The 14,816-nt window shown below is 74.3% G+C and carries 14 protein-coding genes; 10 read left to right on the top strand and 4 right to left on the bottom strand.

The features are described from left to right. The first annotated feature begins 49 nt into the window (after window positions 1-49). From Cch01nite_RS13860 to Cch01nite_RS13840, 5 genes are all read left to right on the top strand, one after another. Window positions 50-466, top strand: a complete 417-nt coding sequence (locus tag Cch01nite_RS13860; protein WP_203755836.1) for a DUF3224 domain-containing protein — start codon at window positions 50-52, stop codon at window positions 464-466. Beyond that, window positions 463-1,302 carry an LLM class flavin-dependent oxidoreductase gene (locus tag Cch01nite_RS13855; protein WP_203755833.1) on the top strand — a complete coding sequence of 280 codons (840 nt, stop codon included), beginning with the start codon at window positions 463-465 and terminating at the stop codon, window positions 1,300-1,302. Before Cch01nite_RS13860 ends, Cch01nite_RS13855 begins: the two co-directional genes overlap by 4 nt. A gap of 274 nt (window positions 1,303-1,576) precedes the next feature. Then, on the top strand, window positions 1,577-3,391 hold the full coding sequence (locus Cch01nite_RS13850) for a pectate lyase-like domain-containing protein (protein ID WP_308439281.1): 1,815 nt from the start codon (window positions 1,577-1,579) through the stop codon (window positions 3,389-3,391). Between the two features lie 270 nt (window positions 3,392-3,661). After that, window positions 3,662-4,432 carry a class I SAM-dependent methyltransferase gene (locus Cch01nite_RS13845; RefSeq protein ID WP_203755828.1) on the top strand — a complete coding sequence of 257 codons (771 nt, stop codon included), beginning with the start codon at window positions 3,662-3,664 and terminating at the stop codon, window positions 4,430-4,432. 73 nt (window positions 4,433-4,505) lie between these two features. Continuing rightward, the gene (locus Cch01nite_RS13840) at window positions 4,506-5,048 is read left to right on the top strand and encodes a hypothetical protein (protein ID WP_203755826.1); all 543 of its coding nucleotides are present in this window, start codon (window positions 4,506-4,508) and stop codon (window positions 5,046-5,048) included. Window positions 5,049-5,067: 19 nt separating this feature from the next. On the opposite strand, the gene Cch01nite_RS13835 is transcribed toward Cch01nite_RS13840, so the two are convergent. Further along, window positions 5,068-6,030 carry an EamA family transporter gene (locus Cch01nite_RS13835; protein WP_203755824.1) on the bottom strand — a complete coding sequence of 321 codons (963 nt, stop codon included), beginning with the start codon at window positions 6,028-6,030 and terminating at the stop codon, window positions 5,068-5,070. 139 nt (window positions 6,031-6,169) lie between these two features. Here Cch01nite_RS13835 and Cch01nite_RS13830 point away from each other — a divergent pair, with 139 nt between their 5' ends. Both Cch01nite_RS13830 and Cch01nite_RS13825 read left to right on the top strand, forming a co-directional pair. After that, the gene (locus Cch01nite_RS13830; protein ID WP_203755822.1) at window positions 6,170-6,601 is read left to right on the top strand and encodes a YciI family protein; all 432 of its coding nucleotides are present in this window, start codon (window positions 6,170-6,172) and stop codon (window positions 6,599-6,601) included. A gap of 24 nt (window positions 6,602-6,625) precedes the next feature. After that, entirely contained in the window at window positions 6,626-7,873 is a 1,248-nt protein-coding gene (locus Cch01nite_RS13825) for an RNA polymerase sigma factor (protein ID WP_203755821.1), read from the top strand. 72 nt (window positions 7,874-7,945) lie between these two features. Here the strand turns inward: Cch01nite_RS13825 and Cch01nite_RS13820 are convergent, their stop codons facing one another. Next, on the bottom strand, window positions 7,946-8,323 hold the full coding sequence (locus Cch01nite_RS13820) for a DUF5655 domain-containing protein (protein ID WP_203755819.1): 378 nt from the start codon (window positions 8,321-8,323) through the stop codon (window positions 7,946-7,948). A gap of 178 nt (window positions 8,324-8,501) precedes the next feature. On the opposite strand from Cch01nite_RS13820, the gene Cch01nite_RS13815 reads away from it, so the two are divergent. Beyond that, a complete protein-coding gene (locus Cch01nite_RS13815; RefSeq protein WP_203755817.1) occupies window positions 8,502-9,146 on the top strand; it encodes a nitroreductase family protein in 645 nt (214 codons plus the stop codon). A gap of 66 nt (window positions 9,147-9,212) precedes the next feature. Here the strand turns inward: Cch01nite_RS13815 and Cch01nite_RS13810 are convergent, their stop codons facing one another. Together Cch01nite_RS13810 and Cch01nite_RS13805 are read right to left on the bottom strand one after the other, a co-directional pair. Then, the gene (locus Cch01nite_RS13810; protein ID WP_203755815.1) at window positions 9,213-10,505 is read right to left on the bottom strand and encodes an RNA polymerase sigma factor; all 1,293 of its coding nucleotides are present in this window, start codon (window positions 10,503-10,505) and stop codon (window positions 9,213-9,215) included. Continuing rightward, window positions 10,502-10,843, bottom strand: a complete 342-nt coding sequence (locus Cch01nite_RS13805) for a YciI family protein (RefSeq protein ID WP_203755813.1) — start codon at window positions 10,841-10,843, stop codon at window positions 10,502-10,504. The genes Cch01nite_RS13810 and Cch01nite_RS13805 overlap by 4 nt, the downstream gene beginning before the upstream one ends. Window positions 10,844-11,111: 268 nt before the next feature. On the opposite strand from Cch01nite_RS13805, the gene Cch01nite_RS13800 reads away from it, so the two are divergent. Continuing rightward, window positions 11,112-11,687, top strand: a complete 576-nt coding sequence (locus tag Cch01nite_RS13800; RefSeq protein WP_203755809.1) for a dihydrofolate reductase family protein — start codon at window positions 11,112-11,114, stop codon at window positions 11,685-11,687. Window positions 11,688-11,840: 153 nt separating this feature from the next. Further along, window positions 11,841-14,795 (top strand): AfsR/SARP family transcriptional regulator, encoded by a 2,955-nt coding sequence (locus tag Cch01nite_RS13795; RefSeq protein WP_203755806.1) that lies wholly within the window; start codon window positions 11,841-11,843, stop codon window positions 14,793-14,795. Window positions 14,796-14,816 lie beyond the last annotated feature (21 nt).

The raw sequence follows: 14,816 nt of genomic DNA, 5'->3' as shown, positions 1-14,816 counted from the left end.
CTCGCGTGCTCAGGGAGCAGGTGTCGGACGGCGTCGGTACGGTGCCGAGATGATCGCGGACGGGACGTTCCAGGTGGACGGCTTCGCGCCGGTGGCGGTCGAGGCCGAGCAGGTGGTCACGGCGCTCGGGGTGGGGGTGGCGACGATGGTCAAGGAGTACGCGGGGGCCGTCCAGGGCCGCTCGACGACCCTGTTCACCTCGGCGTTCGACCCTGCCGCCGGGGTCGGGACGTACGTCGCGCTGGAGTCCTTCGAGGGGGCGCTCGGCGAGGCCGGCGGCACGTTCAACTTCGTCCACGCGGCGTCGACGAGCGGCACGGACCGGGTGGACCTGCTGTTCACCATCGTGCCGTCCAGCGGGACCGGCGGGCTCGAGGGGATCACGGGCGCCGGGTCCATGCGGATCGACGACGACGGCACGCACCGCGTGCGGTTCGACTACGACCTGCCTGGGAGGACGTCATGAGGTTCGGGTTCGTCGGGTCGTTCGGGTCGGTCGTCGAGGTCGTCGACATGGCGGTCGAGGCGGAGACGCACGGCTGGGACGGGTTCTTCACGTGGGACGGGATCTCGCTGGAGGGCCTGGAGGAGGCGTGGGACCCGTGGGTGGTGCTCGCCGCGGCGGCGGTGCGCACGTCGAAGATCCGGCTCGGGGCGCTGGTGTTCGCGCTGCCCCGGCGGCGGCCGTGGGTGTTCGCGAAGCAGGCGGTGACCGTCGACCACCTCTCCGGCGGCCGGGTGGTGCTGCCCGTCGGGCTGGGGGTGCCCGACGACCGTGCGGTGTCCGGCGTCGCGGCCGAGGCGCCGACCGTCCGTGAGCGCGCCGAGCTGCTCGACGAGGACCTCGCCATCCTCGAGCACGCGTTCAGAGGCGAGACGTTCTCGTACAGCGGCAAGCACCACACGGTCACGGACATGCGGCTCCTGCCGCGCCCGTTGCAGCAGCCGCGGATCCCCGTGTGGGTCGTGGGGTCGTACCCGAGCGAGCGGTCGATGGGCCGGGCGGCCCGGTGGGACGGCGTCGTGCCGCAGCTGCGGGGTGACCGGGCGATGGACCCGATGACGCCTGCGGACGTGGCGGAGGTCGTCGGGTGGGTGCGCGCGCACCGCGAGCCGGGGCCTGTGCCGTACGACGTGGTGATCCAGGGGGTGCTGCCCGAGGACCCGCAGGAGGCCGTGGCGGCGTCGCGGGCGCTGGCGGAGGCGGGGGCGACGTGGTTCATCGAGTCCCGGTGGGACCCGAAGACGGCGACGCCGGACGTGCTGACGGCACGCATCCGGCAGGGACCGCCGATCCTCTGACGCCGCCCGTGCGGTCCGCAGCTCGGCGGTGCCGAGCGCGACGCACGCTTTCCGAACACTTACCGCTCGGTAAGGGTTGACACGTGTCAAACGACGAGTACGTTTTGTCCTGCTCACTGGACAGTTGTCCGGTGAGCATCGGCGCCAATGGCGGTGCACCTTTTTCTTGCCGGCCGCCGCCATCGGCAGTGGACGCGGACAAAGGGGTTCCATCGTCATGCCCGAAACGCACATCAGCTCACGACGGTCGAGGGGTCGCCGCACGGTCGCGGCGGTGCTCGGCCTCGTGGTCGCCGGGACCCTCGTCCCCGCCACCGCGGCGTCCGCGGCACCGCTCGCCACCACGGCCCCGGGCGTCGACCTCGGCCCGAACGTGCAGGTCTTCGACCCGAGCATGCCGGTCGAGCAGATCCAGGCCGCGGTCGACGCGGTCGCCGCCCAGCAGGTCCCGTCCCAGTTCGGCGACGGCCGGTACGCCCTGCTGTTCAAGCCCGGCACGTACGGCACCGCCGAGCACCCGCTGAAGTTCCAGGTCGGCTATTACACCGAGGTCGCGGGCCTCGGGCAGAACCCCGGCGACGTCGTCGTCAACGGGTCCATCGAGGTCTTCAACCAGTGCTTCCCGACGGCGCCCGGTGCCCCCACCGACTGCACGGCGCTCGTGAACTTCTGGCGGTCGCTGTCGAACCTGACGATCAATGTCGCGGGGCAGACCGGCTGCCGTTCCGGCACCAACTTCTGGGCCGTGTCGCAGGCCGCCCCGATGCGCCGCGTGAACATCACCGGCGGGCAGCTCTCGCTCATGGACTACTGCTCGGCCGGCCCGCAGTACGCGAGCGGCGGGTTCATCGCCGACTCCACGTTCGGCAACGTCGTCAACGGCAGCCAGCAGCAGTTCCTGGTCCGCAACAGCAGCGTGACGGGCTGGACGAACAGCGTCTGGAACCAGGTGTTCGCGGGCGTCGAGGGTGCCCCGGCCGCCGACTTCGTGACGAACAAGTACACGACCCTCGACACGACCCCGGTCACCCGCGAGCGGCCGTACCTGTACGTGGACGCGAAGGGGAAGTACCAGGTCTTCGTCCCGTCGACGCAGAAGAACGCACGTGGCGTGACGTGGGCCGACGGGTCGACGCCCGGGAAGTCGCTGCCGCTGAGCAGCTTCTACGTCGCCAAGCCCGGCGACAGCGCGTCGAAGATCAACACGGCGCTCGCCCTCGGCAAGAACCTGCTGCTCACGCCCGGCGTCTACCACGTGAACAAGCCGCTCACCGTGCTGTACCCGAACGGGGTGGTCCTCGGTCTCGGCCTGGCGACGATCGTCCCGGACAACGGCGTGGTCGCGATGCAGACGCTCGACGTCCCCGGCATCGACATCGCCGGGATCATGTTCGACGCGGGCGAGAAGACCAGCCCGGCGCTGCTCCAGCTCGGCACCAAGCTGTCGTCGCTCGACGCGAAGCTCAAGCGGCCGCTGCTCAGCAGCCCGGACAACCCCACGGCCGTGCAGGACGTGTTCTTCCGGATCGGCGGCGAGCACGTCGGCCGGGCCACGAACAGCCTCGTCGTCAACGTCAACCAGGCGGTCATCGACCACACCTGGGCGTGGCGGGCCGACCACGGCACGGGCGTCGGCTGGACGGTGAACACGGCCGACACGGGCGTGGTCGTCAACGGCAACGACGTGCTGGCCACGGGCCTGTTCGCGGAGCACTACCAGAAGTACAACCTCATCTGGAACGGCGAGCGCGGCCGCACGATCATGTTCCAGAACGAGCTCCCGTACGACGCCCCCGACCAGGCCGCCTGGCAGCACGACGGCATCCCCGGCTGGGCCGCGTACAAGGTCGCCGACACCGTCAAGACGCACGAGGCGTGGGGGCTGGGCAGCTACATCTACACGAACGTCAACCCCACCCTGCACGCCCGCCGGGGCTTCGAGGTGCCGGTGACGTCCGGGGTGAAGCTGCACAACGCGATCACCATCTCGCTGAACAAGGCGGGCACGATCGACCACGTCGTGAACGACACCGGCGACGCCGTGACGCCCGACTTCCTCGGCCCGGCGGTGGTGGCGGAGTTCCCGTGAGCCGTCGCTGACCGGCCCCACGGCGAAGCCGGAGACGGGTGACCTCCACCTCCCGTCCCGGTGAACGGACGACGGCCCCGCGCTGCACGACGAGCGCGGGGCCGTCGTCGTGGGCGCCCGCCACCGACCGACGGTCCGGCCGCGAGACCGAAGACTTCGTCGCACCGGGCGCCACGACGTCTTCGCCGTCACCGTCTGGCAGCCCGGCGTCAGGGCCCGCGCCGGGTGTCGGCTCGCGTCGCGTCGCGACCGTCGCGCACGATGGCCGGCATGACGAGGACGTTCGACGACCTGGTGGCCGAGGCCGCCGCCGCGCCGATGGAGGGCTGGGACTTCTCGTGGCTGGACGGCCGGGCCACCGAGCAGCGCCCGTCGTGGGGCTACGCCCGGACACTCGCCGGACGGCTGGGCGGTGCGGAGGCCGTGCTCGACATCCAGACGGGCGGCGGCGAGGTGCTCGCGACGGCCCTCGGCGCGGCCTCCGCCCGGCCCGCGCTCGTCGTCGCGACCGAGTCGTGGCCGCCCAACGTCGTCACGGCGACCGCACGGCTGCACCCGCTCGGCGTCGCGCTCGTCGTCGACCCCGACGAGCCCCCGCTGCCCTTCGGCGACGCCGCGTTCGACCTCGTCGTGAGCCGCCACCCCGTGACCGTCTGGTGGGAGGAGATCGCCCGCGTCCTGCGACCCGGTGGCACGTACCTCGCGCAGCACGTCGGCCCGCACAGCGTGTTCGAGGTCGTCGAGCACTTCCTCGGCCCACAACCGGAGTCGTCCCGCAACGGCCGGCACCCCGACCGCGACGTCGCCCGAGCCGGTGCCGCCGGGCTGGAGGTCGCCGACGTGCGCGACGAGGAGCTCCGCATCGAGTTCCACGACATCGGCGCGGTCGTGTGGTTCCTGCGCAAGGTCGTCTGGATGGTGCCCGGCTTCACCGTCGAGGCCTACCTGCCGCAGCTCCACGACCTGCACGAGCAGCTGCAGGACGGCCCGTTCGTCGCCCACTCGACCCGGTTCCTCATCGAGGCCCGCAAGCCGGCCTGACGTGTGCGGGTCGGTACCGAGCTGTGACTGCACCGAGACCCCGCGGGCGGCGTCGTCCCCTACGGTCACCACCATGCGCCGCCGAGCCTCCGCCCTCCCGCCCGTCGGCGCGGTCGTCGTGGGCTGCCTGGCGCTGAGCGGTTGCACGGTGGAGGGCGGGGCCATCGCCGGTGTCGGCGTGGACGACCAGGGAAGGCCCGTCGGGTACCTCCAGGTCTGCGAGGGGCACATCGATGGCGCCACGGTCTATCACTCCGTCGAGCCGGACCCCGACGCCGACTCGGTGAGCAACCCGAGCGTGAGCGACGGATCGTGGGACGCGCCGTCCGCCGTCTCCGAGTCCGCGACCTGGTCGCTGGCGGCCCCGGACGATTGGCGCACGCAGACGCCGTTGAGCCCGCTCGAGCCGGGCGTCGAGTACTCGCTGTACGGCTGGACGAACGACAACAGCTGGTCAGCGATCGACGTCCCGTTCACGGTCGACGACCTCGCGGGCATGGAGCCCGGCCAGGTCCGGTACGAGGCCTGGACGGACGACGGCGAGCTGGGCGACTGGGCGCCCGTCGTGACGGACGTGGACGAGTTCGTCCGCGACGCGTGCGCGAGCCTGACCTGACCGGCGCGCCGAGGCGAGGCTAGGGGGCCACCCCGTCCGGCAGCACGGCCCCGGGCGCGGCCACCGTCCGTCGTCGGGCCGTCTCCGCGAGCACCACCCCGCCGAGCACCACGGCCCCGCCGACGAGCTGCACCGCCGTCATCGCCTCGTCGAGCACGACCCACGCGGCGGCGGACGCGGCGACGGGCTCGACCATCCCGAGCAGCCCGGCCCGGGCGGGCCCGAGGGACCGGATGCCGACGAGGAACAGCAGGTACGGCACGACGGTGCCGAGCACGACGATCCACACGACGAGCACCCACAACGGCGGCGTGACCGCGCCAGGCACCGCGACGGGCACGGTCAGCGTCCCGTACGGGTACGTCCACACGGGCTGCAGGACGACCCAGAACACGGCGGCGAACGTCATCGTCCACGCGTGCGTCGACAGCGGGTCACGCTCGGCGAGGAGACGGTCGCCGAGCAGGTAGTACGCGGCGAGCGACACGGCGGCGGCGCACGCGAACAGCAGCCCGACGACGTCGAGCACCACCCCCTCGCCGACGTGCGCGACGAGCGTCAGCCCGCCGAGGCACGCGGCGAGCGCCCACCACACGCGTGCGTGCACGGCCTCGTGGAGCACGAACCGCGCCCACAGCGCGACGAGCAGGGGAGCGGTGTACTCGATGAGCAGCGCGATCCCGACGGGCAGCCGCGCGATCGCCGACAGGTAGCACCACTGGACGAGCGCGACCCCGACGACCCCGAGCACGGCGAGCGAGACGAGCTCGCGGCGGTCGCGCAGCCGCAGCCGCCGCGCACCGACGACGAGCACCGCGGCGACCAGCACCACCGCGGACCCGACGCACCGGATCTCGACGAGCCGGGTCGGGGTGAGCCCGGCCTCCATGGCGAGCTTCGCGACGGTCCCGTTGACGGCGAACAGCAACGCCCCGACGACGACGGCGAGCACGCCGAGCGGCGCGGGGAGGCGATGCTGCACCCGGGCACGGTAACCGGACCAGCCGCCCGAAAGAGATCGCGTGCCCGTGTCGAAGACGGCCGGTCCCCGTTCGACGACGTGGTGAAGGCCCCGCTCCGGCACTAGCGTCGAGCGGGCGAACCCTGGAGGGAGCACCACCATGAAGGTCCTGGTCATGATCACGGGCAGCGGCGCGGACGAGGACAAGGTCGCCCCGACCGAGCAGATGTTCGTCGAGATGAACGCGTACAACCAGCAGCTCGCCGAGGCGGGCATCATGCTCGGCGGCGAGGGTCTGCAGCCGACGAGCAAGGGCGCGAAGGTCGTCTTCGAGCGCGGCGCGACGACGGTCGTCGACGGCCCGTTCACGGAGGCGAAGGAGATCGTCGCGGGCTACTGGATCTGGGAGGTCAGCTCGCTCGAGGAGGCCGTCGAGTGGGCCAAGCGGTGCCCGCACGGCGACGAGCTCACGAGCACCCTGCAGATCCGGCCGCTGTACTCGGTCGAGGACTTCGGCGCCGCGTACACGCCCGAGGTCGCCGCGCAGGAGGACAAGGTCGCCGCGACGATCCGCGACCAGCACGGCGAGTGACCCGACCGCCGGGGGAGCGGGGCGATGACGGACGCACGACGCACGCTCGACGCCGTCTGGCGCATCGAGTCGCCGCGCCTCGTCGCCTCGCTCACCCGGCTGGTCCGGGACGTCGGCCTCGCGGAGGAGCTCGCGCAGGACGCGTTCGTCGCCGCTCTCGAGCAGTGGCCGACGGTCGGGATCCCCGACAAGCCGGGGGCGTGGCTGTTCGGGACGGCACGGCACCGGGCGATCGACCTGATCCGTCGTGAGCAGAACCGCGACGCGAAGTACGCCGTCCTGGCCCGGACGCTGCCCGACGCACCCGCGGCGGACGTCGTCGTCGACGACCCCGTCGGCGACGACCTGCTCTCCCTGGTCTTCCTCACCTGCCACCCGGTGCTGCCACGCGAGTCCCGCATCGCGCTCACGCTGCGCCTGTTCGGCGGCCTCACGACGGACGAGATCGCCCGCAAGTACCTCGTGCCGTCCGCGACGATCGGGCAGCGCATCTCCCGGGCGAAGCGCACGCTCGCCGAGGCGCACGTGCCGTTCGAGGTCCCGCAGGCCGACGAGCTGCCCGCACGCCTCGGGCCGGTCCTCGAGGTCGTCTACTCGATCTTCACCGAGGGCCACAACGCGACGACCGGGGACGCGTGGGTCCGTCGCGACCTCGCCGAGGACGCGATGCGCCTGGCGCGGGTGCTCGCCGCGCTGCTGCCGGCCGAGCCGGAGGTGCACGGCCTCGTCGCCCTGCTGGAGCTGCAGGCGTCCCGGTTCGACGCCCGACGTGACGGCGTGCTGCTGCCCGACCAGGACCGCTCCCGGTGGGACCGGACGCTGATCATGCACGGGATCGCGTCGCTGGACCGGGCCGTCGCCCTGGGCCGCCCGCTCGGCCCGTACACGCTGCAGGCGGCGATCGCCGCGTGCCACAGCCGCGCCGCCCGGTTCGAGGACACCGACTGGGAGGCCGTCGTCGCCCTGTACGACGCGCTCGCGCAGGTCGCACCCTCACCCGTCGTCGAGCTGAACCGGGCCGTCGCGGTGCTGCACGCGGACGGTCCGCAGGCCGCGCTCGTCGCCGTCGACGCCCTGCGCGCCGACCCCCGGATGGCCCGCTACCACCTGCTCGGTGCCGTCCGCGCCGACGTCCTGCTCCGCCTGGACCGGCCCGGCGAGGCGGCGGTCGAGCTCGAGCGCGCCGCCCTGCTCGCCCCGACCCCGCACGAGCGCGACCTGCTGCGCGGCCGGGCGGCGACGGCCCGCGACGCGGCGGGCGCGGCCCGCTGACCGGCCGATCGGCTCGGCTCACCGGCTCGGCTGACCGGCCCGGCTGACCGGCCCGGCGGACCCGTCCGGCGGTCAGTCCAGGTGGGCGCCGGCGCCGACCGCGTAGGCCTCCCGGACCCACTCGGCGAACGTGTCGTCGAGGTCGGTGGTCGACCGGACCCGGAAGTGGTTGACGAACAGCCGGTGGGTGTACGGGGCGACGCTCGTGATCCGCGGGTCGGTGTCGACGGGGCGCATCAGGTCGAGGAACCCGACGACGCCGCCGGCGTCCGGCCGTGCCCCGGCGAACCCGCGCCGCGTCCCCTTGAACGTGATCGTCGTCTTGTGCACGACGACCTCGACGGGCCCGCACGCCTCGATGAGCCCGGCGACCTCCCGCCACAGCGCGACGTGCTCGGGGGACGCCCCGTGGAGATGGTCGTCGACGGTCCACACGTGCGCGTCGGTCATCCCCCCATCATCGTCGTCCGGCACCCCACGCCCCACCCCCGCCCCCGCAGCCACGGCGAGACCGTCGGTTCGGGGTGAGACCGGCACTTCAGAGTCACGTTCTCGCCCCGAAGTCACGGTCTCGGCCCCTGGTCGACGGCACCCGGCGCGGCTGGTCCGGGCCACCTAGCCTGGCGGGATGGCGACGCTGCCCCTCACGCCCGACGAGCTGCTCACCACGACCCGGTCGGTGCGCAAGCGCCTCGACCTGACCCGTGACGTCCCGCTCGACCTCGTCCGGGAGTGCCTGGACGTCGCGCTGCAGGCGCCGTCGGGCTCGAACCGGCAGGGCTGGCACTGGCTGGTCGTGACGGACGCCGAGAAGCGCGCCGCGATCGGTGACGTGTACCGGCGGTCCGTCGAGGCGTACGTCGCGTCCCCCGGCTACGCGGGGAGGCTGTTCAGCGACGACCCGGGCCGGGCGCCGGTGCAGGAGCGGATCGGCGACAGTGTCGCGTACCTCGGCGAGCACCTGGGCGAGGTCCCGGTCCTGGTCATCCCGTGCCTCACGGTCCGGCACCTGGGCGCGGGCAACCAGGCCGGTCTGTGGGGGTCGCTGCTGCCGGCGGCGTGGAGCTACATGCTCGCGGCGCGTGCCCGCGGCCTCGGCACGGCCTGGACGACGCTGCACCTCGCGCACGAGCAGGAGGTCGCCACCGTGCTCGGGCTGCCCGACGACGTCCGCCAGGGCGTCCTCATCCCGACGGCGTACTACACGGGCGACACGTTCCGTCCGGCCCCCCGCCTCCCGCTCGACGAGGTCCTCCACGTCGACGGCTGGTGACCCCGGCCCGAGGGGTCACGCGAGACCGTGACTTCGGGGCGAGAACGTGACTCTGACGTGCCGTTCTCACCCCGAGCTGACGGACTCGGCACCGGCCGCCGGGGTGGGTGGCGGCAGGGTGTCGCGTGTGCGGGTCAGGTGGGCGCGCTCGGCGGCGTTGTCCGTGGCGGCGATCGCGGCGGCGTACTCGTCGGCCGCCTCCGCGGACCGGCCGAGCCGGCGCAGCAGGTCGGCCCGCACGGCGTGGAACACGTGGAAACGGGTGAGGGGGAGGTCGTCGACCAGGGCGAGCCCCGCGGCGGGCCCGTCCACCTCGGCGACGGCGACCGCCCGGTTGAGCGAGACGACCGGGCTCGGCGCGAGCACGAGGAGCTGGTCGTAGAGGGCAACGACCTGCCGCCAGTCCGTGGCCGCCGCGGTCGGTGCGTCCGCGTGCACCGCCTGGATCGCCGCCTGCACCTGGTACGGCCCGGGCCGACCCCGCCGCAGGCACCGCCGCACGAGCGCCTGGCCCTCGGCGATCTCGGCCGTGTCCCAGCGTGACCTGTCCTGGTCGGCGAGAAGCACGAGCCCGTCCGGGCCGACCCGGGTGGCGCGCCGGGAGTCGACGAGCAGCATGAGCGCGAGCAGGCCGAGCGCCTCGGGCTCGTCGGGCATGAGCTCGACGAGGAGCCGTCCCAGCCGGATCGCCTCCGCGCACAGGTCCTCGCGGACCAGCGAGTCCCCCGCGACGGCCGTGTGACCCGTGGTGAACACGAGGTAGACGACGGCGAGCACCCCGGTCAGCCGGTCGGGCAGGTCCTCGTCGCGCGGCACCCGGTACGGGATGCGTGCGTCGCGGATCTTCGCCTTGGCGCGCACGATCCGCTGGGCCATCGTCGGCTCGGGCACGAGGAACGCGTGCGCGATCTCGGCCGTCGTGAGGCCACCGAGCAGCCGCAGGGTGAGCGCCACCTGCGCGGGGACGGCGAGCGCCGGGTGGCAGCACGTGAACACGAGGCGGAGCCGGTCGTCCTGCACGGGTCCCACCTCCGGCGGCTCGTCGCGGGCGTGCAGCAGGGCGGCCTGCGCGTGCCGGTCGGCCCGGGAGGACTCGCGGCGCAGGTGGTCGATCGCCCGGTGCCGCGCGGTCGTGAGGATCCAGCCGGCCGGGCTCGGGGGGACGCCGTCGGTGGGCCAGCGTCGCAGTGCGACGACGAACGCCTCCTGCACCGCCTCCTCCGCGACGCCGAGGTCGCCGAGCTGCCGGGTGAGGATCGCGACGGCCCGGCCGTGCTCCGCCCGGAACACGGCCGCGACCTGCCGCTCGGCGTCCGTCGGTCCGCCGCCCGGCCCGTCCGGCGCCCCGTGCGCGGTCATGACCGGAACGGTCGCACCTCGATCGGCAGGGTGGTCGCGACGGCGAGCCGCCTGCCCCACTCGAGGGCGGCGTCGAGGTCGTCGACGTCGATGACCGAGAACCCTCCGAGGTGCTCCTTGCCCTCGGCGAACGGTCCGTCGGTCACGACGACCTGCCCGTCCTGGGCGCGCAGCACGGTCGCGGTGCTCGGCGAGTGCAGCCCGCCCGCGAACACCCACACGCCCTCGTCGTGCATCGTCCGGTCCAGCGCCTCGACGTCCTGCACCACCTGCCGCAGGAGGTCGGGGTCGGGGGTGCCGCCCGTGGGTTCCATCACGCTGAGCAGGTACTGGGCCATGTCTCCTCCTGGTGCCGTGTCCCGGGCGGGTCCCGGTCCTCACCCTCTGTACGAACGGTGCGGGCCCGGATCGACACCGGCGGCGCAGCGGCCGCCACCGGCACGGACCGGACCAGTCTCCCGGTCGGGTCCCGGTCGCGCCGCACGTCGGCCGGCGCGACGCGTCGTGCCCGTGACCAGCGCAGGAACGACGACGAAACAGGTGCGCCGACGGTCCCGGCCCGACATCCTGGGACGACCGCCCCGCACCGACGACGGAGGGACCTGCATGGCCCGGCTGCTGTACACCGCGATCACCTCGCTCGACGGCTACGTCGCGGACCAGGACGGACGGTTCGACTGGGCCGCGCCCGACTCGGAGGTGCACGCGGCGGTCAACGAGCTGGAACGCCCGATCGGCACGTACCTGTACGGGCGGCGGATGTACCGGGTGATGGCGTACTGGGAGACCGCCCCCGACGACTCGCCCGCGGTGGAGCGTGACTACGCGCAGATCTGGCGGGCGGCCGACAAGGTCGTGTACTCGACGACGCTCGACGCCCCGGTGACGAGCCGGACGCGCGTGGAGCGCACGTTCGACCCGGTCGCGGTGGCGGAGCTCAAGGCGTCGTCGGCGCGCGACCTGTCGGTGGGCGGCCCCGGCCTGGCCGCGCACGCGTTGCGGGCGGGACTGGTCGACGAGCTCCAGGTGCTGGTCAGCCCGGTGGTGGTCGGCGGGGGCACGGCGTTCCTGCCCGGCGACGTCCGGCTGGACCTGCGGCTGGTCGACGAGCGACGGTTCGGCAACGGTGCCGTCCTGCTGCGCTACGAGGTGCGTCCGCCGGGGGCCGCGGAGGGCTCCTGAGGGGCCGGCGCGCTGCCCGAATCGATACGGCCCGTCCCGATACGCACATTTTCGCCCACTATGGTGTAGATCACATCGCGGTACGGCTGTCAGGATCGACCCCAGGGCGCCCACGCCGTCGAGGTCGGGGGGCTCAGGGGGTCGGAGGCTGTGATGGCGCAGGGGGGCCGTGCCGTCGTGCTGGCGAACGGGCCACGCACGCGGTCCGGCGCGCCCCAGAACGGCAGCGTGGTCCGCCGGGCACTCATGCAGCGGCTCGACGACGTCGTGACCAGCAGGTTCGGCCTCGTCGTCGGCCCGCCGGGGTCGGGCAAGACGACCGTCATGACGCAGTGGTCCCGCACGACCGGTCTCCCCGTGGTGTGGGGGCGGTGCACGAAGGCGGGGGTCGTCGTGCGGACACCCGGGGCGGGCGCCGCGATGTGCCTCACACCGGAGGAGCTCGGCCGGATGCTCCAGACGACCGGGCCGGACCGGATCGTCGGGCGCGCGACGGACCGGTCGGTGCTGCTGGTGCTCGACGACGCGCACGAGCTCATCGGCCGCCCCGCGGAACGCGACCTGGAGCACCTCCTGCTGGACGTCCTGCCCGCGGTCCACGTGCTCGTCGGCTCCCGGGTGCGCCCCACGTTCAACCTCGCCCGCTCCGAGATCAGCCCGCCCACGGTGCTCACGGCCGCCGACCTGCGGCTGCGGCCCTGGGAGGTCGACCGGCTGTTCCGCGACGTCTACGACGAGCCGCTGACCCTGGAGGACGTCGAGACGGTCTCCCGCGAGACGGACGGGTGGGCCGTCGCGGTGCACCTGTTCCACCGGGCGACGGCCGGGCTCCTGCCCGCCGACCGGCGCCGTGCCGTCCGGGGTCTGCGCGGCGACTCCTGGTACGCGCACGACTACCTGACCGGTGAGATCCTCGCGGGCCTGGACCGCCCGCTCGTCGAGCTCCTGCACTGGGGCGCCGCGTTCGACCGGATGACGGCCGCGCGCTGCGACGCCCTCATGGCGGCGACGGGCAGCCGCGAGCTCCTGCGCGACCTCGAGGTGCGCTGGTCGCTCGCCGCCACGGACGACGGGGTGCACTACACGCTGCCGCGCGTGCTGCGCCGGCACCTGCTGACCGCGCACACCGAGCACCTGGGCAGCGCGGCGAGCTCGTGGCAGCGCCGGGCCGCGCACATCCTGGAGGACGAGCACGCGTTCGCCGCCGCGGCCGAGGCGTACCGGCGGGCGGGCGACGACGCGGACGCGCAGCGGCTGCGTGACACCTTGCCGACCGCGGACACCGGCGGCCGGGTCGAGGCGTGGGTCGGGGCGGCCACCGCGTCGCTGTCGCACGGCGGGGGGCACCCGCAGGCGCCGACCGCCCCCGACGCAGAGCAGCCACAGGCGCCGACCGCCCCCGACGCGGAGCACCCGCAGGCGCCGGCGTCGTCGTGGGAGCCCGTCGTCCGCGCCGCCACCCGGAGGGACCCCCTGGGCGCGCTGCCCGCCGCGAGCGGGCTGACCGGTGCGGAGCGAGCGCTCGCCGACGGGCTGTGCCTGCTGCTCGCCGGCGACCAGCGCGCGGCGCGGGAACCGCTGCGGCGGGCGGCCGCCGACCCCGACGGCTCCGCGGGCGTCGTGCTCGGCGCGACGCTCGTCGACGCGACCCTCACCGGCACCTCGCGCGCCGCCATGCTGAGCACCGCGGACCGCGTGCACGCCGACGCCGAGCGCCGCGGCCTGACCTGGCTCGCCCGGCTCGCCCACGGCGTCGTCGTCGCGCTCGACGGCACCGAGCGGGCGCGCGCCGACGTCGCGGCCCTCGTCGCCCACTGCGACCGCATCGACGACCCGTGGGGCGCCGCGCTCGTCGCGTCGTGGAGCGGGCTCGTCGCCCTCAGCCAGGGCGTGGCCGACCCGGACGAGTGGGAGGCGCTCGTGCGGCGCTGGCACGCGCTCGACGCACCCGTCGCGGCCGTGTGGGCCCGGGCGTTCTACTCACTCGCCGCCGCCGAGCACCAGCTGCCCGAAGCCGTCCAGGACGCGCGCGCCGCCGAGGCGTTCGCCCGCTCGGCGGCCGTCCCGGGTGCCCTCGCCGTCGCGTACGCGGCGCTCGCGGCCGGGGCGCAGGACGGCGCCGACACCGGGGAGCTCGCGGCGCTGGCACGGTCCACCGCCGAGGAGCACGGCGTCGACCTGCGTCGGCTGCGCCTGGGCGTGACCGGGACGAGCGTGCGACGCACCCGGCTCCCCGGTCCGCGGCGCGGCACGCTCGACACCGGACCGGTGGACGACGAGCGCCCGGCGGTGCCGACGACGAGCCTGCGGTGCCTCGGTGAGTTCCGGGTCGTCGTCGACGACGTGCCCGTGGACCTGTCGGGCGTGCGCCCCCGGGCCCGGAGCGCGCTGCGGTTCCTCGCGCTGCACGCCGGCCGGCCCGTGCACCGCGAGCAGCTCGCCGACGCGCTGTGGCCGGACCTCGACCCGACCGCGGCCATGCACAACCTGCACGTCAGCATCTCGGCGGTCCGCCGCGCGCTCGAACCGTCGGTGCCCACCCGGTCCAGCCGCCTCATCGTCCGTGACGGCGAGACGTACACGCTCGTCCTCAGCCCCGGCTCGGTGTGCGACCACGTCGAGTTCGACCGCGCGTGCAAGGAGGCCACCCGGGCCCGCGTCCGCGGCGACCTCGACGTGGCGGCGGCCCGGTGGCGGGAGGCGCTCGACCTGTACGCCGGCGACCTGCTCCCCGAGGACGGGCCCGCCGACTGGGTCGTCGGGCCGCGCGACCGCGTGCGGACCCTCGCCGCCGAGGCGGCCGCGGACCTCGCCGAGGTCGAGCTCGAGGCGGGCCGGTTCGAGGCGGCCGGCGCTGCCGCGACCCGCAGCATCGAGCTCGACGAGTGCCGGGACCACGCGTGGCGGCTGCTCGTCGCGGCGCTCACGGCCGCGGGCGACACGGCGGCGGCGCACCGGGCGCACCGCGGCTACACCGCGATGCTCGACGACCTCGGGGTCCTCGACGTGGCGCGCCGCAGCGGCCCGGTCACGCTGACCTCGCGGGTCGCGACCGCCGCGCCGCCGGTGAGGGGCCGGGTGACCCGCAGGATCTCGCCCTCGGCCTGACGGCTCGGCGCACCGCGCCCC

The organism is Cellulomonas chitinilytica, from assembly GCF_016862675.1.
GTDB classification, from domain to species: Bacteria; Actinomycetota; Actinomycetes; order Actinomycetales; family Cellulomonadaceae; genus Cellulomonas; species Cellulomonas chitinilytica.
Note: the sequence above shows the minus strand (reverse complement) of the source record. Positions and strands in the feature narration are given on the sequence as shown.

Bases quoted from the DNA above. Each gene is read 5' to 3' on its own strand.
- Cch01nite_RS13860 (WP_203755836.1), top strand. From the start codon at position 50: ATGATCGCGGACGGGACGTTCCAGGTGGACGGCTTCGCGCCGGTGGCG.
- Cch01nite_RS13855 (WP_203755833.1), top strand. From the start codon at position 463: ATGAGGTTCGGGTTCGTCGGGTCGTTCGGGTCGGTCGTCGAGGTCGTC.
- Cch01nite_RS13845 (WP_203755828.1), top strand. From the start codon at position 3,662: ATGACGAGGACGTTCGACGACCTGGTGGCCGAGGCCGCCGCCGCGCCG.
- Cch01nite_RS13840 (WP_203755826.1), top strand. From the start codon at position 4,506: ATGCGCCGCCGAGCCTCCGCCCTCCCGCCCGTCGGCGCGGTCGTCGTG.
- Cch01nite_RS13830 (WP_203755822.1), top strand. From the start codon at position 6,170: ATGAAGGTCCTGGTCATGATCACGGGCAGCGGCGCGGACGAGGACAAG.
- Cch01nite_RS13825 (WP_203755821.1), top strand. From the start codon at position 6,626: ATGACGGACGCACGACGCACGCTCGACGCCGTCTGGCGCATCGAGTCG.
- Cch01nite_RS13820 (WP_203755819.1), bottom strand. From the start codon at position 8,323: ATGACCGACGCGCACGTGTGGACCGTCGACGACCATCTCCACGGGGCG.
- Cch01nite_RS13815 (WP_203755817.1), top strand. From the start codon at position 8,502: ATGGCGACGCTGCCCCTCACGCCCGACGAGCTGCTCACCACGACCCGG.
- Cch01nite_RS13810 (WP_203755815.1), bottom strand. From the start codon at position 10,505: ATGACCGCGCACGGGGCGCCGGACGGGCCGGGCGGCGGACCGACGGAC.
- Cch01nite_RS13805 (WP_203755813.1), bottom strand. From the start codon at position 10,843: ATGGCCCAGTACCTGCTCAGCGTGATGGAACCCACGGGCGGCACCCCC.
- Cch01nite_RS13800 (WP_203755809.1), top strand. From the start codon at position 11,112: ATGGCCCGGCTGCTGTACACCGCGATCACCTCGCTCGACGGCTACGTC.
- Cch01nite_RS13795 (WP_203755806.1), top strand. From the start codon at position 11,841: ATGGCGCAGGGGGGCCGTGCCGTCGTGCTGGCGAACGGGCCACGCACG.